Source organism: Croceimicrobium hydrocarbonivorans (assembly GCF_014524565.1).
GTDB classification, from domain to species: domain Bacteria; phylum Bacteroidota; class Bacteroidia; order Flavobacteriales; family Schleiferiaceae; genus Croceimicrobium; species Croceimicrobium hydrocarbonivorans.
In genome coordinates this window covers 1,674,500-1,696,405 of record NZ_CP060139.1, presented here as the reverse complement: position 1 = coordinate 1,696,405, position 21,906 = coordinate 1,674,500, and the positions used below count along the sequence as shown (strand labels likewise).

General features: G+C 44.1%; 15 protein-coding genes. 8 read left to right on the top strand and 7 right to left on the bottom strand.

The annotated features are described in order from the left end of the window. Position 1 precedes the first annotated feature (1 nt). From H4K34_RS07730 to accC, 3 genes are read left to right on the top strand one after another with little or no spacing between them, the layout of a single operon-like run. Positions 2-997 carry a beta-ketoacyl-ACP synthase III gene (locus H4K34_RS07730; protein WP_210760245.1) on the top strand — a complete coding sequence of 332 codons (996 nt, stop codon included), beginning with the start codon at positions 2-4 and terminating at the stop codon, positions 995-997. A gap of 49 nt (positions 998-1,046) precedes the next feature. Then, positions 1,047-1,547, top strand: a complete 501-nt coding sequence (accB, locus tag H4K34_RS07725) for an acetyl-CoA carboxylase biotin carboxyl carrier protein (protein WP_210760244.1) — start codon at positions 1,047-1,049, stop codon at positions 1,545-1,547. A gap of 10 nt (positions 1,548-1,557) precedes the next feature. Further along, positions 1,558-2,901 carry an acetyl-CoA carboxylase biotin carboxylase subunit gene (accC, locus tag H4K34_RS07720; RefSeq protein ID WP_210760243.1) on the top strand — a complete coding sequence of 448 codons (1,344 nt, stop codon included), beginning with the start codon at positions 1,558-1,560 and terminating at the stop codon, positions 2,899-2,901. Positions 2,902-2,966: 65 nt separating this feature from the next. Here the strand turns inward: accC and H4K34_RS07715 are convergent, their stop codons facing one another. The 4 genes from H4K34_RS07715 to H4K34_RS07700 all read right to left on the bottom strand — a co-directional run bounded on the left by H4K34_RS07715 (position 2,967) and on the right by H4K34_RS07700 (position 13,198). Beyond that, on the bottom strand, positions 2,967-5,009 hold the full coding sequence (locus H4K34_RS07715) for a T9SS type B sorting domain-containing protein (protein WP_210760242.1): 2,043 nt from the start codon (positions 5,007-5,009) through the stop codon (positions 2,967-2,969). A gap of 724 nt (positions 5,010-5,733) precedes the next feature. Further along, positions 5,734-8,139 carry a gliding motility-associated C-terminal domain-containing protein gene (locus tag H4K34_RS07710; protein ID WP_210760241.1) on the bottom strand — a complete coding sequence of 802 codons (2,406 nt, stop codon included), beginning with the start codon at positions 8,137-8,139 and terminating at the stop codon, positions 5,734-5,736. A 154-nt stretch (positions 8,140-8,293) separates the two neighbouring features. Then, a complete protein-coding gene (locus tag H4K34_RS07705; protein ID WP_210760240.1) occupies positions 8,294-10,663 on the bottom strand; it encodes a gliding motility-associated C-terminal domain-containing protein in 2,370 nt (789 codons plus the stop codon). 159 nt (positions 10,664-10,822) lie between these two features. Further along, on the bottom strand, positions 10,823-13,198 hold the full coding sequence (locus H4K34_RS07700; protein WP_210760239.1) for a gliding motility-associated C-terminal domain-containing protein: 2,376 nt from the start codon (positions 13,196-13,198) through the stop codon (positions 10,823-10,825). Positions 13,199-13,378: 180 nt separating this feature from the next. On the opposite strand from H4K34_RS07700, the gene lepA reads away from it, so the two are divergent. Beyond that, positions 13,379-15,175, top strand: coding sequence for a translation elongation factor 4 (gene lepA / locus H4K34_RS07695; protein WP_210760557.1), 1,797 nt, complete (start codon positions 13,379-13,381; stop codon positions 15,173-15,175). On the opposite strand, the gene trpS is transcribed toward lepA, so the two are convergent. Continuing rightward, positions 15,172-16,143: a tryptophan--tRNA ligase gene (gene trpS, locus H4K34_RS07690; RefSeq protein ID WP_210760238.1), complete on the bottom strand. Its 972-nt coding sequence runs from the start codon at positions 16,141-16,143 to the stop codon at positions 15,172-15,174. The two genes, lepA and trpS, sit on opposite strands and share 4 nt — an antisense overlap. An 83-nt stretch (positions 16,144-16,226) precedes the next feature. On the opposite strand from trpS, the gene H4K34_RS07685 reads away from it, so the two are divergent. Beyond that, a complete protein-coding gene (locus H4K34_RS07685) occupies positions 16,227-16,952 on the top strand; it encodes a lysophospholipid acyltransferase family protein (protein ID WP_210760237.1) in 726 nt (241 codons plus the stop codon). Between the two features lie 8 nt (positions 16,953-16,960). Further along, positions 16,961-17,260 carry an Asp-tRNA(Asn)/Glu-tRNA(Gln) amidotransferase subunit GatC gene (gene gatC / locus H4K34_RS07680; protein ID WP_210760236.1) on the top strand — a complete coding sequence of 100 codons (300 nt, stop codon included), beginning with the start codon at positions 16,961-16,963 and terminating at the stop codon, positions 17,258-17,260. Here gatC and H4K34_RS07675 read toward each other — a convergent pair. Beyond that, positions 17,257-18,066 carry a glycoside hydrolase family 16 protein gene (locus H4K34_RS07675; protein WP_210760235.1) on the bottom strand — a complete coding sequence of 270 codons (810 nt, stop codon included), beginning with the start codon at positions 18,064-18,066 and terminating at the stop codon, positions 17,257-17,259. The two genes, gatC and H4K34_RS07675, sit on opposite strands and share 4 nt — an antisense overlap. 130 nt (positions 18,067-18,196) lie before the next feature. Between H4K34_RS07675 and H4K34_RS07670 the strand changes: the two genes are divergently transcribed. Beyond that, positions 18,197-19,060, top strand: coding sequence for a hypothetical protein (locus tag H4K34_RS07670; RefSeq protein ID WP_210760234.1), 864 nt, complete (start codon positions 18,197-18,199; stop codon positions 19,058-19,060). 74 nt (positions 19,061-19,134) lie between these two features. Here the strand turns inward: H4K34_RS07670 and gdhA are convergent, their stop codons facing one another. Further along, positions 19,135-20,490, bottom strand: a complete 1,356-nt coding sequence (gdhA, locus tag H4K34_RS07665) for an NADP-specific glutamate dehydrogenase (protein WP_210760233.1) — start codon at positions 20,488-20,490, stop codon at positions 19,135-19,137. Between the two features lie 147 nt (positions 20,491-20,637). On the opposite strand from gdhA, the gene purD reads away from it, so the two are divergent. After that, the gene (gene purD / locus H4K34_RS07660) at positions 20,638-21,906 is read left to right on the top strand and encodes a phosphoribosylamine--glycine ligase (RefSeq protein ID WP_210760232.1); all 1,269 of its coding nucleotides are present in this window, start codon (positions 20,638-20,640) and stop codon (positions 21,904-21,906) included.

Genomic DNA, 21,906 nt, shown 5'->3' with positions numbered 1-21,906 from the left:
TATGGCAAAAACCGCAGCAATCACTGCCGTTGGAGGCTACCTTCCAGAGTATCGGCTAAGCAACTCTGTTCTGGAAACTATGGTAGATACCTCTGACGAATGGATCACTACTCGAACAGGAATTAAAGAACGTCGCATTCTTCGTGAGAAGGGCAAAGGCGTTTCCTATATGGGCATTAAAGCCGCCGAAGAATGTTTGGCCAAGGCGAATGTAAAGCCCGACGAAATTGAACTCGTAATCTTTTGTACTGTAACCCCGGATATGCCGGTAGCCAACTCTGCCTCCTTTGTAATTTCGGAGATGGGCATGAACAAGGCTTTTGGTTACGATTTACAAGCCGCCTGTTCCGGGTTTTTATTCGGATTAAATGCCGCTTCTCAGTACATCGAATCCGGTCGTTATGAAAAGGTATTGGTCGTTTCTGGCGATAAAATGTCTTCCATTATCGACTATAGCGATCGTACCACTTGCGTAATTTTTGGTGATGGTTGCGGTGCTGTGCTCCTCGAGCCTAATGAAGAAGGCTTAGGTGTACAAGACAGCATTTTACGTAGTGATGGTATTGGCCGCCAATATCTGCATATTAAGGCAGGTGGCTCCATGTATCCTCCCAGCAAGGAAACAGTAGAACTGGGACATCATTTCGTGCATCAAGAAGGTCAGCAGGTATTCAAATTTGCCGTGACCAATATGGCAGATGTTAGTGCTCGTATTATGGAGCGCAACGATCTTACTTCTGATGATGTAGCATGGTTAGTTCCGCATCAGGCCAATAAAAGAATTATTGATGCCACAGCCAAGAGAATGGGCTTGGGCTCAGATAAAGTGATGCTGAATATCGATCGATATGGCAACACGACCAATGGAACTCTTCCCCTTTGTTTATGGGACTATGAGAAGCAGTTGAAGAAAGGCGATAACCTGATTTTTGCTGCTTTTGGCGGAGGATTCACCTGGGGTGCAATCTACCTCAAGTGGGCCATCGACGCCAAGTAAATTTTTTTAGCTTTGTTTTGCACCCTGAAAATTTAAACACCACCCTTCCATGGACTTAAAAGAAATTCAGAATCTTATAAAGTTTGTGGCCCGTTCCGGTGCCGCTGAGGTAAACCTCGAAACTGAAGATTTCAAGATCACTATCAAAACCGAATCTGCGGTACTGAATGAGAATAAGACTCAGGTAATCAGCATGCCACAAGCTATGGCTGCTCCAGCTCCGGCTCACCATGCCCCTGCTGCTCACGCTGCCCCTGCTGCTGAAGCTCCAGCCGCTACTGCTGCTCCTGCTGCAGAAGACGATTCTAAATACATTACTATTAAATCTCCAATGATCGGTACTTTCTACCGTCGCCCAAGTCCGGATAAGGATCTGTTCGTTAGCGTTGGTGATGAAGTATCTGAAGGTACCGTAGTATGTATCATTGAAGCGATGAAGCTTTTCAATGAAATTGAAAGTGAAGTAAGCGGAAAGATCGTTAAGATCTTGGTTGATGATCAGTCTCCAGTGGAGTACGATCAACCGCTCTTCCTGGTAGATCCATCTTAAAATTCGGTCTATGTTTAAAAAAGTACTCATCGCGAATCGCGGAGAGATTGCCTTGCGTGTCCTACGTACTTGTAGGGAAATGGGCATTTCTACCGTTGCGGTTTACTCTAAAGCCGATAAGGACAGCTTACACGTGCGTTTTGCCGATGAAGCTGTATGTATTGGCCCAGCCGCCAGTAGCGAATCTTATTTGAATATTCCCAATATTATTGCTGCCGCAGAGATTACCAATGCGGATGCGATTCACCCGGGATACGGTTTCTTATCTGAAAATGCTCGTTTCTCTCGTATTTGTTCGGAGAACGGGATCAAATTCATCGGCCCCAGCCCTGAGATGATCGAGCGCATGGGAGATAAGGCTACGGCCAAAGAAACCATGAAAGCCGCCGGTGTACCTACCATTCCTGGTTCAGAGGGCTTACTCGATTCTTATGAGGAAGCCTTGAAGATTGCTAAGGAAATCGGTTTTCCGGTAATGTTGAAAGCTACCGCCGGTGGTGGTGGTAAAGGAATGCGTGCCGTTTGGAAGGCAGAAGACCTGCTGAAAGCATGGGAGTCTGCTCGTCAAGAAGCAGGTGCTGCCTTCGGAAACGATGGTATGTACATGGAAAAACTGATTGAAGAACCTCGCCACATTGAAATTCAGGTGGTAGGAGATCAAACGGGTAAAGCCTGTCACCTTTCTGAGCGCGACTGTTCCATTCAACGTCGTCACCAAAAGCTTACCGAAGAAACTCCTTCACCATTTATGACCGCCAAGTTGCGTAAGTCAATGGGTGAGGCCGCAGTAAAAGCTTGTGAGTATATTAAGTATGAAGGCGCGGGAACCATCGAGTTTTTGGTGGATAAGCATCGCAACTTCTACTTCATGGAGATGAATACTCGTATTCAAGTAGAGCATCCGATTACTGAGCAGGTAATTGATTATGATCTGATCCGTGAGCAAATTAAAGTAGCCGCAGGAATTACCATTTCAGGTAAGAACTATGAGCCTAAATTGCACTCTATCGAATGTCGTATTAATGCCGAGGATCCCGCGAATGATTTCCGTCCTTCGCCAGGAACTATTACTACATTCCATGCCCCTGGTGGCCATGGTGTGCGTTTGGATACGCACGTATACGCGGGTTATAGCATTCCTCCATATTACGATTCAATGATTGCCAAATTGATTACTACGGCTCAAACCCGTGAAGAGGCCATTGATAAGATGCGTAGAGCATTGGATGAATTTGTGATTGAGGGTATTAAAACCACCATTCCTTTCCACCGTGCTTTAATGGATGACCCTGATTATATCGCAGGGAACTATACCACTAAATTTATGGAGACCTTTAAGTATAAAGATGCTTAGGTTTTAGAATACACAAAAAAGGCGGGTCCGAAAGGCCCGCCTTTTTTTATGCCTTATAATAATGGTTATTTAACCAGTAAGAGTTTTCCTTGCAAAGGAGCTTGAGATCCTTTAGCGGGCCCTGTAAACTCAATTTCGTAGAAATAGACCCCTGTGCTTAAGCTGCCGCCATTCCATGCATTAGCGGGCGTATTTCGGTGGTGATATTGGGCATCACTAAAAACTAGCTGACCAGTTTGATTAAAAACTTTCAAGCTGATGTGAACATCTTGCGCAGTGGAACTTTGGTTTTGGATGTAAAAGCTTTCGTTTTGACCATTCCCATTTGGGTTAAGGATGTTCGGGATCTGCCAATTAAGGGCATTTTCGGACAAACCAATAGGAGTTTGGGAATCAAAAATAATCCAGTTTGATTGTGAGGGTAGTGCTTGATTTTGGGGATCCTTTGCTATAACTCGAATCGCATATAGACCTGTTCCATGAGATTTGGGAATGCTAAGCAAATGCTGATTTAGGTTCGTGCTGATACTGTTTAACCATACTACAGAATCCACTCTAAAGAAATGCCCATATTCTATTAGATAGCCTCTTTGATTCGGGTCCAGACAATCATAGTCGTTCCAAGTCAAATCAATTTCATAATTGCTTCCAGTGTCTTTACTAGAGTTGGCTTCCAAAAGAATGGTCTCGCAGCTGCGGCTTGAGCCCCAGTTTTCGCCAGCATAGCGCAAATCAAGAAAGAACTCGTAATTATTGTGATCCACAGGATAGTTGCTTCCACCAAAGTCGATGGTATGGTTTCTGGCCGCTGGACTTTGTAAACTATGGATCAGGTTCCAGGGACCTTGGTTTTCACTGGCAAAAACATTCCAGCTTCCAAAGAACTTCTGAACATTACTGTCTTGTAAAGCGGAGTTTGCCGACCATTGGAGGGTGATTTTTTCGTCTTCTAGAACGCTTATTTGATCAAGCTCAAAATCTGGAACCGGACAACCATTAATAGGTATAATCAAGCTGCTGAACTGGGGTATGGAAACTCCACATTTGCCGATAATAGTGTTTCCATCATTACCTAGTCTTATTTGTAAAAGGTAATTGCCATTATAAACTAGAGGTTTATAAAGATGGAGATCTAAGTAATTGGTGAAAAGAGAATTTCCTGTGTCCGAAACGGAGGTAATTGGAACAGAAACAGCGCCAGGTGCGAAAATGCGAAAATCAGTTGCGGTTACTGACGATTTGATGATAGGGCTCTTGAATTCAAGTCTTATAACTGTATCAAAGCAATGGTAGCCTGATAAAAGTTTTAAAGCATGCGTTGTAGAACCAGTATCTATATATACATTTTGAACCTGATAGGCATTGCGTATGCTGTCTTTTTGGCTGGAACTAATGTTTCTTTCTGTATAAGTACCATTTTGAATTAAGAGACCATTATTAAACTGCGCATTATTGCTGCAATTAGCAGTGACCGGAACCATCAACTCCCGCACAGCATTTCCAATGGAGATCCAAGTATAGGTAACCGTATCCCAGCGATAATTGTGAACTTCAAGTTTTAAGACATAAACTCCTTGTTGGGAGGGGCTTAATGTAAATTCACCTGAAAACGGATTAAGCACAAATCCTGTATTGCTCGGAATTGGATTGGCAGCGGTAAATCCAGGGGAATAAGCTATTGGGATGCCTGGCCCGCAATTAAGGCCTGACTCAGGTTGACCCAATGAATAGGTTATAGTATCTCCGTCCGGATCATAGGCTGCTTGTGAGAAATGTATAGGTTGAGCGCCTGGCATCTGTACGCAAAGTGCAATCGCTGCTGAATCCAGAAATTGAGGGGATGAGGATTCTCCCAAAGTATTATTTAGATGAGCGGAGATAAAGAGGTTTGGCGAGCTATTCAGATTACTTGAAATATCTCTGCAACAAGCAGCACTGGCCGAAAATTTAAAGTCTGAACAAACTCCGGGAAGAGATACATATCCGGCAAATTTATGAGCAGCCAGATCTCGATAAGATGAGTCTTGGGTATTAGCACAATCATCTAAACCAGCTACAATCCAACCACCATTATTATCATTTGGGGAAGCCAGGCCTGATGGTGGCATAAGCTTGTTTAAAGTAGCATTGATATTAGCGTAGCAGCTGCTACTTATGCATATTGGAATGCTGGTGTTAACAATAGTGGCTCCGGCAGTATTCCTAAAATATGTAACCTGAACTCTATATCTGCTTGAGTCGTTGGCAGTCGGAGCCCAACGATAGGTAATTTCACCACTAGAAAAATGGGAGGCATTTAAATTCCAGCTTGTACTTAAAAATAGAAGGCCAGTACACAAAGAAAGCCAGAAGCGCGAAGAAGTAGGCATAGTAATCAATTTCAACAAAAATAGAACTCCTTGAAGCTGAGGGCAAATAAAAAAGGCGAGACTTAGTAAAGGCTCACCTTTTTTGATCGAAACAGAAAAAGGAATAATAGTTCCTTAGGGATGATTAGTTAAACAGCCCTGTATTTGAACCGGATATACACTTTAGAAATCCGGATATTGGATTAGCTAGATTTTAGGATTTTGAAAGAGGCTTACTTTAGAGTCTTGGGACTTCTTAATCCAAAAGAAGGCCCGGCGAGCAGAATGATTTAGAAGCAGAACTGTCGCGAGGCCTTTTTGCGAATAAAGACATTTCATGGTTGGATTTTGCTTAAAAGTAGAAAGCTGCTTAAGGTCGGGCAATCCTCACTTTGTGTAGCAGCTTTTCGATTGAGCTTTGGAGGATAGACTAAAAAAAATGCCGCCCGATTAGGGGGCGGCATTGAGTTAAAGCGAATTTAGATTAGAATCCGTAGGCGTTTATAGTTAGAGTACCCTCCAAACTTTGAGCTTCACCACTGGAAGGATTGCTCATCTCAATGATGTAGAAGTACACCCCAGAGCTCAGTCTTTGTCCGGATTGGTTTACTCCATCCCAACCTTGAGCCGCATCATTTACCGCATCGAAATTGGGGTTTTGATAAACTCGCTCACCATGGCGATTGAATATACGTAAGGAGATATGCTCGTACTGTACCCCATTTGCGGGACTTTGTATGTAGAATCGATCATTAAGGCCATCGCCATTTGGTGTGATAATATTGGGAATTAGAACTTCACCAACCCTGGGTTCTGGATCTTTGGGATAATGCACGATATAGTAATACACCCAGTTAGATTCAGATGAATCTGTTCGGCTACCACCATTTACATTGCGGGCTACCACTCTTGCGGCATAGGTTCCCTGGCTATTGCTGTCGGCAGCAGGGATAGCTATATTGGCAATGGTATCGGTGGTTTGAGAATGCAGCTCCCAAACAATTCCCGGGGCAGGTACAGAGGTATCGCGTTTTCCGTTAAACACATCGTAGTTTCTTACCGAAGGATCAATGCACTTAAAGTGATTCCAGTACAATGGAAGGTTGTTGTCAGATCGCTGAGCACTGTCGATACGCAAATTGATATTGGAGCAGAAACGACTGGGGATTCGTCCTTTACCGTTGTACACTAATTGCACCTGATAGTCGTAAATGAAATTGTCTACATAATATCCATTGGGCGCAAAGCTATCTACCATAAAGCGGGCACTGGGGTCCTTGATAACCTTAAGGAGAGAGAAGGGTCTTACGCCTGCATCCGCGCGATAGATATTCCAGGCATCGAAAGAAGCTTGTACCGCAGGATCTGTGAGGTCGGCATTACCAGACCAATCCAGACGAACATTTACATCGCCTTCCACGGTTAGACCATCCAGTTCGTAAGTAGGAGCAGGGCATCCGCTTACCGGAATTAGGAAGGTATAGAATTCTGAGAGCTCAATACCACATTCATTAGTAAGGGTGTTTCCATCATTACCACGACGGATCTGCAATACATACATACCGTCTACATCTAAGGGTTGATTTAACTTCAAATCAAGGTTACGAGTAACCAGGAATTGGCAATTAGTTTCCACTTCAACCACCGGACGAGCGACACCATCCGGACCAATTAAACGGAAGTCGGTAGGATCTACAGATGAACAACGCACATTATTATTGAATTCAATCGATACAATAGAGTCGAAGCACTGATAGCCCTGGAAGATTGGAATATGATGAATAGTAGCGGTACCATTGCTTATACTGTCATCACCAAAGAAGACTTGCATGTCATATGCCTGCTTCATACTGTCTATTTGGGCTTGACTGAAGTTTTGGATAATAGCATTATTGCTAGAAGAGGTCAGGGATAAGCGTGGGCCGGCCTGCGAGGTGGGATTACAATTCGCGGTAACCGGGATTTGAATTTCACGGACCATCTCACCGATTTTTACCCATAGCAAATGAATGGGGTCGAATCGCCAATCCTCTACCACGATTTTAATTACATAAGAACCTTGTTGGCTAGGGCTAAATCGGAAGATTCCGGTTTTTTGGTCAATCACAAAACCAGTGGAGCTAGGAAAGGGATTGTTTACCGTGTAACCAGTAGCAAAAGGGATGTTCGCTTTGCCGCCGCAATAGGCATTGTTAAAGGCATCAGGAAAACCGGTGGCCTCTTCTGGATGACCTAGGCGATAAACCAAACTATCGCCGTCTGCATCAAAGGCAGCCTGTAAAAATTCAAAAGGTTTAGATCCAGGTTGTGATAAACAAAAGGCCTTTCCAGCTGGGGCCTGAATTTCGGCGGATGAATTATGCCCTAGAGTATTGTTTAATTTAGCTGTAATTACCATGCTGCGAACATTGGAGTTTACCAGATTATCGGCTTCATCACGGCAACATGGTGGTCCGGCGGTAAACTCAAAATCACCACAGATACCGGGAAGAGTGGCATAGCCACACCAGATATGGGCAGCAAGGTCCTTATAATCTGGATCATTTACATCGGCACATTCGTCCAAACCATTAACAATCCAACCGCCATTATTATCATTCGGCGAGGCTTGACCGGGAGGCGGCAGGTTTTTATTTAGAGCTACGCTAACATCTGGATAGCAACTGCTGGAGATACAGATGTTGATGGGTTGATTGGGAATGGTGGCAGGGGAACCTGTATAGCGATAGAAATAGACACAGATTTCATAGCGCAAAGAATCGGTGGGAGTTGGGGACCAGCGATAAAATATTTCACCACTGGAGTAATGCGAGGCCTTTAGGCTAAAGCTTATGGTGAGAAGCAATAGAACGGAAAGAAACCGAAGGAAGACCGAAGTTGATATTTTCATGGTTGCTAATTTTTAAGCAAGCTAGCAGCCTAAGGCAACCATGTAAAGACAGACTAATTTGTGGGGATTTATGACTGAGGATTAGCACTTTTCGCATAAAAAAAGGCCGTCCTAAATTGGACGGCCTTGAGTTATCGCTCAGTTTTATGATTTACTACATACCAACCGTGTTGATAGTAATATTCCCTTGCAGGGTTTGTGATTCATTAGAGGCGGGGTTTTCCATTTGGATGATGTAGAAGTACACTCCAGAGGCTAATTGCTGACCGGAATTATTCACACCACTCCAGCCTTGATTTTCATCATTAATGCTGGCAAAATCTTCATTCTTGTACACGCGCTCTCCGTGGCGGTTGAAAATACTCACGGAGATATTTTCGTATTGAGCTCCTCCATCAAGAGGTGCTTTAATGTAGAAGCGGTCATTAAATCCATCACCATTAGGGGTAATAATATTCGGGATAATTACCTCACCTACTGTTGCAGGTGGTTCTGGAATTACCGGTGGGTAATATACAACGTAGTAGTACACCCAGTTGGATTCTGAAGAATCAGTACGACTGCTACCATTTACGTTTCGTGCTACTACGCGAGCGGCATAAGTTCCTTGAGTGGTGCTATCTCCGGCAGGGATCGCAATATTGGCAATGGTGTCGGTAGTTTGGGATTGTAAAGTCCAGGTTATGCCAGGAGCAGGAACCGTAGTATCGCGTTTGCCATTAAACACATCGTAGTTTCTTACGGATGGGTCAATACACTTGAAATGATTCCAGTACAATGGAAGGTTGTTATCGGAACGCTGAGCACTGTCGATGCGCAGGTTGATATTTGAGCAGAAACGGCTAGGGATACGTCCTTTGCCATTGTATACCAATTGCACTTGATAATCGTAGATGAAGTTATCTACATAGTATCCATTGGGCGCAAAGCTATCTACGAAGAAACGAGCATTGGCATCGTCTACTACTTTGAGCAGTGAGAAAGGACGTCTTCCGGCATCAGCACGGTAGATATTCCAAGAGTTAAAGGTAGCTACGATGGAAGGATCTTGCAGGGCTGCATTACCCGACCAGTCTAAACGAACGTTCACATCACCTTCAACGGTAAGACCATCCAGTTCATAAGTAGGAGCCGGACATCCACTTACCGGAATCAGGAAGGTATAGAATTCTGAAAGTTCAATACCGCACTCATTGGTAAGGGTGTTACCATCATTACCACGACGGATCTGTAGTACATAGGTACCATCTACATCCAGAGGCTGGTTTAATTTGAGATCGAGGTTACGTGAAACCAGGAATTGACAGTTGGTTTCTACATCTACTACCGGACGTGCTACTCCATCAGGACCAGTCAGACGGAAGTCTGTTGGATCTACTGAAGAACAACGAATATTGTTGCTAAACTCAATCGAAACAATAGAGTCAAAACATTGGTAACCCTGGAAAATCGGAATTTGGTGAACTGTGGCAGTACCATTGCTGATACTGTCTTCACCACGAAACTCACGAATATTGTAGAGGTTTTTAAGACTATCTACCTCTGCTTGGGTGAAGTTTTGAATGGCGGCATTATTAGAAGCGGCCGTTAAAGATAATCGTGGACCTTCTGCAGAAGCAGGGTTACAGTTAGCCGTAACCGGAACCTGAATTTCACGCACGGTCTCACCAATGTTCAGCCATTGTAAGGTAATGGGGTCAAAACGCCAATCTTCAACAATGATCTTAATTACGTAAGAACCCTGTTGATTAGGACTGAAGGTAAAGATACCTGTCTTTTGATCAATAATAATCCCGGTAGAACTTGGGAAGGGAGCGTTAACGGTATAACCGGCAGAGAAAGCGATGTTGGTACCAGGACCACAGTTGTTACCAGACTGAGGATGACCAAAGCGGTAACGAATACTGTCATTGTCTGCATCAATAGCAGCTTGAATAAACTGGAAAGGCTTGGCACCGGGCTGCGTTAAGCAGAATGCTTTTCCCGCCGGAGCTTGAATCTCAGGAGAAGAACTTTCTCCCAAAGTATTATTCAATTTGGCTTCGAGGTACATGTTCGGAGAAGTTGCCAAATTGGTTGATACGTCACGACAGCAAGGAGGTGCAGCGGTAAATTTAAAGTCACCACAAGTACCGGGTAAACTCACAAAGCCACTCCATTTATGTACGGAAAGATCTTTATAAGAAGGATCCGTAGCATTGGCACACTCATCCAATCCGGGTACAATCCATCCACCATTGTTATCGTTAGGAGAAGCTTGACCTGTAGGAGGTAAAAGCTTGTTAAGGGTTACGTTGATGTTTGGATAACAACTACTGGTAATACAAATTTGGAAAGTACCACCGGGAATTGTCGCACCACCGTTATTCCGATAAAAGTTTACGAAAACTTCGTAACGACTAGAATCGCTGGCGATTGGAGACCATTTATAATAAATATCACCACTGGAATAGTGGGACGCCTCTAAAGGGCTAAGGCTCAATGAGAATAATAGAACTAAGCCTAGTAATTTTAAAAATTTCATACCTCGAAAATTTTGGAACGCTAATGTATAACAATGTACTTAGTACTGAGACAGCAAAATACTTATTGACTTATATAAATGAGTAAAAGGTGTTTCCAACTAGTAAAAAAGCCGATTTCAGTGAAATCGGCCTTTTCTAATCGAGTCTTCGAAGCTTGTTTATAGACCACCGGTGTTGATGGTAATATTCCCTTGTAGGGTCTGTGATTCGTTAGAAGCCGGATTTTCCATTTGGATGATGTAGAAGTACACTCCGGAGGCCAATTCTTGCCCTGAATTATTCACACCATTCCAACCTTGATTTTCATCATTAATGCTGGCAAAATCTTCATTTTGGTATACGCGCTCACCATGACGGTTGAAAATACTAACGGAGATATTTTCGTATTGAGCTCCTCCATCAAGGGGTGCTTTAATGTAGAAGCGGTCATTAAATCCATCACCATTAGGGGTAATAATATTCGGGATGATTACTTCGCCAACGGTTGGGGGAGGATCTGGAATTACCGGTGGGTAGTACACCACGTAGTAGTACACCCAGTTGGATTCTGAAGAATCAGTACGACTGCTACCATTTACGTTTCGTGCTACTACGCGAGCGGCATAAGTACCTTGGGTGATACTGTCTCCGGCAGGGATCGCAATATTGGCAATGGTATCGGTAGTTTGCGATTGCAAGGTCCAGCTAATGCCAGGAGCAGGAACGGTAGTATCGCGCTTACCATTAAACACATCGTAGTTTCTTACGGATGGGTCAATACACTTGAAATGATTCCAGTACAATGGAAGGTTGTTATCGGAACGCTGAGCACTGTCGATGCGCAGGTTGATATTTGAGCAGAAACGGCTAGGGATACGTCCTTTGCCATTGTATACCAATTGCACTTGATAATCGTAGATGAAGTTATCTACATAGTATCCATTGGGCGCAAAGCTATCCACGAAGAAACGAGCATTGGCATCGTCCACCACTTTGAGCAGTGAGAAAGGACGTCTTCCGGCATCAGCACGGTAGATATTCCAAGAGTTAAAGGTGGCTATGATGGAAGGATCTTGCAGGGCTGCATTACCCGACCAGTCTAAACGAACGTTCACATCACCTTCAACGGTAAGACCATCCAATTCATAAGTAGGAGCAGGACATCCACTTACCGGAATCAGGAAGGTATAGAATTCTGAAAGTTCAATACCGCACTCATTGGTTAGGGTGTTACCATCATTACCACGACGGATCTGCAGTACATAGGTTCCATCTACATCCAGAGGTTGGTTTAATTTGAGATCGAGGTTACGTGAAACCAGGAATTGACAGTTGGTTTCTACATCTACTACCGGACGTGCTACTCCATCAGGACCAATCAGACGGAAGTCAGTTGGATCTACCGAAGAACAGCGAACATTATTATTGAATTCAATCGATACAATGGAATCGAAGCACTGATAGCCTTGGAAAATCGGAATCTGGTGAACTGTGGCAGTACCATTGCTAATACTGTCTTCACCACGGAAAACTCGCATGTTGTAGAGGTTCTTTAAACTATCTACCTCTGCCTGGGTGAAGTTTTGAATGGCGGCATTATTAGAAGCGGCCGTTAAAGATAATCGTGGACCTTCTGCAGAAGCAGGATTACAGTTAGCCGTAACCGGAATCTGAATTTCACGTACTGATTCCCCAATATTTAACCACTGCAAAGTGATGGGGTCAAAACGCCAGTCTTCCACCACAATTTTTACCACATAGGAACCTTGTTGGTTAGGACTGAAGGTGAAAATACCCGTACTCTGATCAATCACAATCCCGGTAGAACTTGGAAAAGGAGCGTTTACGGTATAACCGGCAGAGAAAGCAATATTGGTTCCCGGTCCACAAACTACTCCGGATTGTGGATGTCCAAAACGGTATAAAATACTGTCATTGTCTGCATCAATAGCCGCTTGAATAAACTGGAAAGGCTTGGCACCGGGCTGCGTTAAGCAGAATGCTTTTCCCGCCGGAGCTTGAATCTCGGGAGAAGAACTTTCTCCCAAAGTATTGTTCAATTTAGCCTCCAGATACATGTTGGGTGAGGTAGACAAATTGGTGGAAACATCACGACAGCAAATCGCATTAGCCGTAAACTTAAAGTCACCACAAGTACCGGGTAAGCTTACAAAGCCTGAAAATTTATGTACGGAAAGATCTTTATAAGAAGGATCGGTAGCATTGGCGCACTCATCTAATCCAGGTACAATCCAACCCCCATTGTTATCATTGGGAGAAGCTTGGCCGGGAGGCGGCATAAGACGGTTGAGAGTAACATTTACATTGGGGAAACAACTGCTGGTAATACACACTACCTGAGTGGTTTGGGTAATGGCAATCCCCCCATTATTACGATACCAGTTTACAAAAACTTCGTATCGGCTAGAGTCGTTAGCGGTTGGTGCCCAGCGGTAATAGATTTCCCCACTGGAAAAGTGAGAAGCTTCGGCTTTTTGATTTCCCAGCAGGAGAAATACAAAGGCCAAAGCGATTAGTTGTTTGAATAATTTCATGCCACAGTTCATTATAAACCGTAAATGTAAGAGATAGCGCCTAGTATCCCAAGAATACACTTGATTCTCAGTACTAAACCATAAGAAATGGGACAGATAAGGGGGCTTAGTATGTGAATCGATTTTTAGGTCGTCCTTTTACGTACTTTCGCAGTTTAAATGAAATTGCGCCCTATGAAGATGAATAACATCCGAAATTTCTGCATCATTGCTCATATCGACCATGGTAAAAGTACCCTGGCAGATCGTTTATTAGAGCATACGCAGACGGTTACGGAGCGTGAGGCGAAAAACCAGCTGCTCGATGATATGGACCTGGAGCGCGAACGTGGTATTACCATTAAGAGCCACGCGATCCAGATGAATTATATCCATGAGGGCAGCACTTATACCATCAACCTGATTGATACCCCCGGACACGTAGATTTCTCCTACGAAGTTTCTCGGGCTATTGCCGCTTGTGAAGGGGCTCTTTTGGTGGTGGATGCCGCGCAGGGTATTCAAGCGCAAACCATTTCAAACTTGTATTTAGCCTTAGAGCATGATTTGGAAATTATTCCCGTGCTCAATAAGGTAGATCTTCCCAGTGCCAACCCCGAGGAGGTAAAGGATCAAATTATTGATTTGATTGGCTGTGAAGATGAAGATATTATCATGGCTTCCGCTAAAACCGGAATTGGTATTTCCGATATTTTAGAAGCGGTAGTGAAACGGATTCCCGCTCCGGAAGGAGATCCCGATGCACCTTTACAGGCCCTAATTTTTGATTCCGTTTTTAACCCTTATCGTGGTATTGAGGCCTTCTTTAAGGTGGTAAACGGTTCTATGAAATCGGGTTCTGCGGTAAAGTTCATGAATACCGGAAGTAAGTATGATGCCGATGAAATTGGAGTTTTACGTCTTCGGCAAGAGCCCCAAAAAGAAATTGGCACCGGTAATGTAGGTTATATTATTTCCGGGATTAAAGAAGCTAAAGAGGTGAAGGTGGGAGATACCATCACCACCGTAGAGCGCCCAGCAGATAAGCCTATTGCCGGTTTTGAAAACGTAAAGCCCATGGTATTCGCCGGAATTTATCCGGTAGATACAGATGAGTTCGAAGAGTTACGCGCCTCCTTAGAGAAACTTCAGCTGAATGATGCCAGTTTAACCTTCGAGCCTGAATCTTCGGCAGCTCTAGGTTTTGGTTTTCGCTGCGGATTCTTGGGTATGCTCCACATGGAGATTATCCAGGAGCGTTTGGAGCGCGAGTTTAATATGACGGTTATCACAACTGTGCCCAACGTAAGCTACCATTCCTTTATGAAGAAGGATCCGGAGCGCTGCGTGATTGTAAATAACCCTACCGAATTTCCAGATCCAACTAAAATGGATCATATCGAGGAGCCCTATATCAAAGCTCAGATAATTACCAAGGCCGACTATGTTGGTGCAGTAATGAATTTGGCTATTGAGAAGCGCGGTATCCTTACCAATCAGGTTTACCTTACTTCCGAGCGGGTAGAGTTGAGTTTTGATATGCCCTTGGCGGAGATTGTATTTGACTTTTACGATCGATTAAAGTCTATTTCCCGTGGTTATGCTTCTTTCGATTATCACCCCACTGGCTACCGCGAAAGCGATATGGTGAAGGTGGACGTGATGTTGAATGGTGAGCCCGTAGACGCTTTGTCGGCCTTAATTCACCGCAGTAATGCCTTCGATATTGGAAAGAAAATCTGTGAGAAGCTGAAGGAATTAATTCCTCGCCAGCAATTTATGATCGCCATTCAGGCAGCCATCGGAGCGAAGATTATTGCCCGCGAAACCTTGAGTGCCCTGCGTAAAGATGTAACGGCTAAATGTTATGGTGGTGATATCTCGCGTAAGCGTAAACTGCTCGAAAAGCAGAAAGCCGGTAAAAAGCGCATGCGCCAGGTAGGGAACGTAGAAATTCCCCAACAGGCCTTTTTAGCGGTATTAAAGCTAAACGATTAGAAGCCTAAACTTCCTCTAACACGGTTTAGAACCTCCCGAGCAATAGGACGAACTTTTTCGGCACCAGCCAAAAGGTAGTCCTCGATTTGCTGTGGGTTTTCAATTAGCATTTGGTATTTCTCTCGGGCATCGCCATAGCGCTCCATGATCAATTCCAGAAGGGCTTTTTTAGCGTGACCGTAGCCATAGTTTCCTCCTAAATAATTGGCGCGCATTTCTTCAATTTGCGATTCATTTGCCAATAACTGGTAGAGGGCAAACACATTACAAGTGTCTGGATTTTTGGGCTCTTCCAAGGGAGTGCTATCGGTAACGATGCCCATTACCTGCTTTTTTAGGGCTTTCGCCGAAGCAAAAATGTCGATGGTATTGCCATAGCTTTTACTCATCTTTTGCCCGTCGGTTCCCGGTACAGTTTTTACCGATTCACGAATTACCGCTTCTGGCAATTTGAGCACTTCCTCACCTACACGATGATTGAGGGCACTGGCCATGTCGCGGGTCATCTCCAAATGCTGTTTCTGATCCTTTCCTACCGGCACTTCATCCGCATCATACAAAAGAATATCAGAGGCCATTAGTACCGGATAGGTAAATAAACCGGCGTTTACATCCGATAAGCGATCACTCTTATCCTTAAAGCTATGCGCATTGGCCAGCATAGGATAGGGTGTAAAGCAAGATAGGTACCAGGTAAGCTCAGTTACTTCTGGGATATCGCTCTGGCGGTAGAAATAGTTATTCTCAACATCAAAACCCAAAGCCAACCAGGCAGCAGCCACGGCGTATACACTTTCCTTGCGCTTATCTGCATCCTTAACCGAAGTGAGAGAGTGCAAATCAGCAATAAAGAAAAAAGATTCGTTGCCGGCTTTTTGCGACAGTTCTATTCCAGGCTCAATTGCGCCCAGGGCATTTCCTAAGTGGGGAATTCCGCTGCTTTGAATACCAGTGAGGATCCTTGCCATTGTGTTTCTTGCTTTAAGGCCACAAATGTAAGAAGCAAGATCGGGCGTACCGGGCAATATTTTACTTTTGCCGCCATTGTGTGATGCGTTATATCCTTGCCCCATTATTTAGAGTATGGTTTTACCTCGCGAACTTTATCGCGATTATACTCTTGTTCCCCTTTATTTTCTTCACTTCCTTAAGTCCGAAGACCTACCTCCAATTCTTTTATTTTGAGCGCCTTTGGGCCAAAATAGTCTTGGTGCTTTGTGGCTTTCGCTGGAAGGTGAATTGGGCCGAGAAGCCAGAACCTAATGGCCAGTATATTATTTGTGCCAATCATACCAGCATGCTGGATATAATGTTAACCCTGGCTGTTTTCCCCACTCCTTACCTCTTTATTGGGAAGAAAGAACTCACCAAACTGCCCCTTTTTGGCTATTTCTATAAGCGTACTAATATCTTGGTGGATCGCTCCAGCTTAAGTAGTCGTAAACTGACCTACGACCTGGCAGCAGAGAAAATTGAAGAGGGCCTGGGCATGTGTATTTATCCCGAAGGCATGGCGCCGCGTGAGGAAATTACTTTAGCACCTTTTAAGAATGGGGCCTTTCGTTTAGCGGCAACCAAGGGGGTTACGATAATCCCAGCGGCCTTTCACGATTGCAAGCGTTTACTGCCCTATGATAATTTTCGGGGTCGCCCCGGTTTACTCAAGGTAGATGTAATGCCTTTTTTACGACCACAGGAGAATAGTCCCGAAGAAGTAAGTCGTTTAAAGCAGCAGTGTTACGACGATATTTTCCAATCTTTGCAAGCGCAAAAGTAGCTCAAGACATGAAGATCAGTTTAGACGAAATCCGTCACTTAGCCCATCTGGCTCGTTTAGAATTCAGCGAGGAAGAAATGCAGTCTATGCAAGGGGATATGGATAAAATTTTGGGCTTTGTAGAAAAGATCAATGAACTGGATCTGGAAGGTGTGGAGCCTTTGGTATATCTCAGTGAAGAGCGCAATGTGCTGCGCGAAGATGTTTCTGAAACGGTCTTAACCAAGGATGAAGCCTTGAAAAATGCTCCGGATAAAGACAGTGATTATTTCCGCGTTCCTAAGGTTTTGAAACGCGAAGAAGACTAATAGGCTTCATAGCGGAAATCGCGGATAATAATTTCCGTTTCCCTTTCATTTAAAGGGGCTTCCTTAGCTCCGAAGATCCATAAATTAAAGCGAGCTTGATTGCTCTCACCGGGCTTTGGGACCGTAATGGCCTCGCTGAATTGTCCTTCTACCCCTTTTTTGCGAGGAGGGTTTTTAAAGCTGTAATGGAAACTTTCGAGCAGCTCTTCGTCACGGCGGTTTATCCGATAAGAATAGAAGGTGATGGAAGTATCACGCCACTCCATAATATGACGGCTGCGACCATTCCAATTCTGTGGATTGGAGTTAGAGGATTGAAAGCGTTCCAGAAATAATTTCTGTAAAGAAACCGGATGCACGGAATAATGCAGAACCCGCGGGGCTAAGGGAAAACCCCAGCGAGAAAATTCAATGTCAATCTCGCTGTTTGCCTGATCTTCAAAAGTATGAGGGTCCCAGGTAAAGAAGCCAAATACCAAATAGGGGTCTAGGTCTCCCAATTGACCTTCGACCTCCATTTCGTAGCGACCGTAACCTAGACTGTCTTTGGTATACACTTCCGCACAGGTCCAGCGATTGTCCTTTTCTCTCACCTTTAGGTGTAAATGCCCTTGCCAATCTACCCATACATTGCGGTAGCTAAAGACATTGGAGCCGGGCCCTTGAATCTCTGGGCTGGATTTTATCCACCAATCACGATGGGCAAAATGCACGCTGTGGGGCATGTATTCTCTTTGCAGGCGTTTCGGCCCACAAGCCAAAAGACCTAAGAGAAAAAGGATACTCAATATAGAATTGCGGTTCATGAAATACCTAAGGGGCCTGGGCTAATTTAAGCTTTTATCAGTCCGGCATCAGTTCGAACAAAGGGCACATTTTAGGGGGTGCAGAAAGATTTGAATAAGATTCTATCTTTAGCGGTCTAAAAACTTAACTATGAATAAATCCTTTTTAATGATTTGCGCCCTAGCTCTGCTAAGCACAGCTTGCGTTAATCTGCCGCATTCGGCTCATCCCCTGGCGGCAAATGCTATGGAAAAACCAATTGCCCCTGAAGATGAAGAATTGAAATTAATGATTCCGATTTCCGGAGGATTTGCCTTTTATGACATTGATCCAACTTTTGCGGATGATGCGACCATGCTCAATGATGTGAATCTCCAATCGTACTTTGGAGAAGCCGGAATAAGCTTTTCTAAATCATTATCCAAGAAATCAGGTACGGCCTTTAGTGGTGGCCTAAGTATGTTTAGCTATTCCGGTCGCTCTATCGGTCCTGAAGAAGCGGAGCAGTATGGAATGAATCGCAGACAAACTTATTCGGGTTATGGCGGTCGCATTAACCTTTCGATTGATCTCAACTATGAAATGAGTCGCAAGAGCAATTTATGCTGGCGGGTATTTAATGTGCAGCACACCTTTGCGGCTGAATCTGGCACTTATGGAGACTATCGACAGACTGCGATTGATTCTAGCTATACCTATTTCCTTGACCCTTTTGATAATGAATTGAGGGCCACACCGGCCGCTTCTAATTTTATGAGTACCCACTTCTATTCGGAACTAGTTTTCGATTATGGGACTTATGGATTTAATTTTGGATTAGGATTTCTAAATCATTTATATCAAACGGATTTAGGAGTTTGGGAGAGTTATATTTTAAACGGTACCATGCATGCGGGCTTCAATATTAGAGATTTCTACGCCCGTTTCAACTTTGGAAGTTTAACTTCTATCTACCCTTTTGCCGATCCTTTAAATATGAATATGATGGTGGGGTACAAAATTCAGCTTTTATAGAATTGAAATACCAATCATAAAAAAAGCCAGCTGTTTCAAAACAGCTGGCTTTTGTATTTTAAGGAGAGTCTAGTTTATACTACACCCTGGTCTAACATGGCGTCGGCTACTTTTACAAAGCCAGCAATGTTGGCTCCTTTAACGTAGTCTACATAACCATCTTCACCTTTACCGTATTTCTCAGCGTTTTCATGAATGTTAATCATGATGCTGTGTAATTTCTGATCTACTTCTTCAGCAGTCCAGCTCATACGCATGCTGTTTTGCGCCATCTCTAAAGCAGAGGTAGCTACACCACCAGCATTGGCAGCTTTTCCAGGGGCAAATAAGATTTTTGCAGCATGGAAAGCTTCTACTGCTTCAGGAGTACAAGGCATGTTTGCTCCTTCAGAAACAGCGATAGTTCCGTTAGCGATCAAAGTTTTCGCTTCTTCGCCATTCAATTCGTTTTGAGTAGCGCAAGGAATAGCGATATCACATTTGAGGCTCCAAGGACGCTCACCAGCGTGGAAGCTTACTCCATCGAATTTATCCGCTACTTCATGGATACGTCCGCGACGAACGTTTTTCACTTCCATAACGTAGGCTAAAATCTCCTCGGTAATTCCTTCTGGAGCGTGGATGTATCCTGAAGAGTCAGACATACTGATTACAGTACCACCCATTTGCTGTACTTTTTGACAAGCAAATTGAGCTACGTTACCCGAACCAGAGATGGCTACTTTTTTAGCACTAAGGTCTTTACCTTGGGTTTTCAGCATCTCTTTAGTGAAGTACACTGCACCATAACCGGTAGCTTCTGGACGGATTAAAGAACCACCCCAGTTGATACCCTTACCAGTAAGAACACCAGTAAATTCGTTACGTAAGCGCTTATACTGTCCAAAGAGGTAGCCAATTTCACGACCGCCAACACCGATATCACCCGCAGGAACGTCGGTATCAGGACCAATATGGCGTTGTAATTCAGTCATAAAAGACTGGCAGAACTTCATTACTTCATTATCGGACTTTCCTTTTGGATCGAAATCCGAACCTCCTTTACCGCCACCGATAGGTAGGGTGGTGAGGGAGTTTTTAAAGACCTGCTCAAAGCCCAGGAATTTAAGGATGGAAAGGTTTACCGAAGGGTGAAAACGCAATCCACCTTTGTAAGGTCCGATAGCGGAGTTAAACTCTACCCGGTAACCGCGGTTTACTTGGGCGTTTCCTTGATCATCGATCCACGGAACGCGGAACATAATTACGCGTTCGGGTTCTACGATACGCTCTAGGATATTACTGTTTTTGTACTTAGGGTGCTCTTCCACAAAGGGAATAATGGCCTCAGCCACTTCATGCACCGCTTGCAAAAACTCAGGTTCGTGGCCGTTTTTGGCCGCTACCTTATCCATGAAAGCGTTGATCTGAGAGGTGTAATTTGCAGACATAGATTATGCATTAATTCTTAGGCAAAAGTAGTTTTTTTATCATTCCAAAATCATCAGGAAAAACACGGCTTTAAATTGTGCAAGGCCCAGTATTAGAGCCTTTGTTACCGGTATTTATATGCTACTTTTGCCGCTTAATCTTCCATCATGAATATTTTGATTTTGGGCGGCGGTGGCCGCGAACATGCCCTAGCTTGGAAAATTTCCCAAAGTGCTAATTGTGATCAGCTCTATTTAGCACCCGGAAATGCCGGAACCGCTTCAATAGCCCAGAATGTGGCCCTCTCGCCAGAAGATTTCCCCGCACTTAAATTGTTCTGCCTGCAAAATGCCATTGACATGGTGCTGGTAGGTCCGGAGGCTCCTTTGGTGGCTGGAGTGGTGGATTTTTTCCGTCAAGATGAAGAGCTCAAGAATGTGAAGATTATTGGTCCCGCTCAAGCTGCTGCCGAGCTGGAAGGAAGTAAGAAATTCGCCAAGGAGTTTATGGCTAAGTACCAAATTCCAACCGCCGCTTACCGCAGTTTTAGCAGTGGTGAAGTAAGTGAAGCGGAAGCTTTTTTAGAAAGCTTAGAAGCTCCTTATGTGCTTAAGGCAGATGGATTGGCAGCGGGTAAAGGAGTGCTTATTCTTCAAGATTTACAAGAAGCCAAAGAGGAGGCCAAAGCAATGTTGGAAGGTAAGTTTGGTGATGCCAGTAAAACTTTGGTGATCGAAGAGTTCCTCAATGGCCGCGAATTTTCTGTTTTCGCCTTGACAGATGGAAAGGATCATATTATTCTTCCGGTGGCCAAGGATTATAAACGAATTGGAGAGGGAGATTCCGGTCCTAATACCGGTGGTATGGGTGCCGTGTCGCCTGTAAGCTTTGTGGATGATGCCTTATGGCAGAAAACGGTTGCGCAGGTAGTTGAACCAACTATTAAAGGCCTATCAAGCGAAAGCTTCGATTATACCGGTTTTGTATTCTTTGGCTTGATTGAAGTAAAAGGAGAGCCTAAGGTTATTGAATACAACGTTCGCATGGGTGATCCTGAGACAGAGGTGGTAATGCCACGCCTTAAAAGCGATTTATTGGAACACCTGAATGCTGCCGCCGAAGGACGATTAGCGGAGGAGAAAATTGAAATTCACCCCGAATTTTGTACTACGGTAATGGCTGTTTCTGAGGGCTATCCGGGCTCTTATGCCAAAGGCAAGGAAATTACCGGTTTGGAGAATGTGAGCGATTGTATTCCCTTTCATGCCGGTACCAAATTAGATGGTGAGAAGGTTCTTAGTTCAGGTGGGCGTGTTATTGCCTTAAGTGCAATGGGTCCAAATAAAGAAGCCGCACTAGCAAAAAGCTATGCGGCTGCAAAAACTATATGTTTTGAAGGCATCCAATACCGCAAGGATATTGGCTTTGACCTTTAA

Coding starts and splice junctions, on each gene's coding strand:
- H4K34_RS07670 (WP_210760234.1), top strand. CDS start 18,197: ATGAATAAATCCTTTTTAATGATTTGCGCCCTAGCTCTGCTAAGCACA.
- accC (WP_210760243.1), top strand. CDS start 1,558: ATGTTTAAAAAAGTACTCATCGCGAATCGCGGAGAGATTGCCTTGCGT.
- accB (WP_210760244.1), top strand. CDS start 1,047: ATGGACTTAAAAGAAATTCAGAATCTTATAAAGTTTGTGGCCCGTTCC.
- purD (WP_210760232.1), top strand. CDS start 20,638: ATGAATATTTTGATTTTGGGCGGCGGTGGCCGCGAACATGCCCTAGCT.
- H4K34_RS07685 (WP_210760237.1), top strand. CDS start 16,227: ATGCGTTATATCCTTGCCCCATTATTTAGAGTATGGTTTTACCTCGCG.
- H4K34_RS07700 (WP_210760239.1), bottom strand. CDS start 13,198: ATGAAATTATTCAAACAACTAATCGCTTTGGCCTTTGTATTTCTCCTG.
- H4K34_RS07675 (WP_210760235.1), bottom strand. CDS start 18,066: ATGAACCGCAATTCTATATTGAGTATCCTTTTTCTCTTAGGTCTTTTG.
- trpS (WP_210760238.1), bottom strand. CDS start 16,143: ATGGCAAGGATCCTCACTGGTATTCAAAGCAGCGGAATTCCCCACTTA.
- gdhA (WP_210760233.1), bottom strand. CDS start 20,490: ATGTCTGCAAATTACACCTCTCAGATCAACGCTTTCATGGATAAGGTA.
- H4K34_RS07710 (WP_210760241.1), bottom strand. CDS start 8,139: ATGAAAATATCAACTTCGGTCTTCCTTCGGTTTCTTTCCGTTCTATTG.
- H4K34_RS07705 (WP_210760240.1), bottom strand. CDS start 10,663: ATGAAATTTTTAAAATTACTAGGCTTAGTTCTATTATTCTCATTGAGC.
- H4K34_RS07715 (WP_210760242.1), bottom strand. CDS start 5,009: ATGCCACCATCAGGCCTGGCTTCCCCAAATGATAATAATGGTGGTTGG.
- gatC (WP_210760236.1), top strand. CDS start 16,961: ATGAAGATCAGTTTAGACGAAATCCGTCACTTAGCCCATCTGGCTCGT.
- H4K34_RS07730 (WP_210760245.1), top strand. CDS start 2: ATGGCAAAAACCGCAGCAATCACTGCCGTTGGAGGCTACCTTCCAGAG.
- lepA (WP_210760557.1), top strand. CDS start 13,379: ATGAATAACATCCGAAATTTCTGCATCATTGCTCATATCGACCATGGT.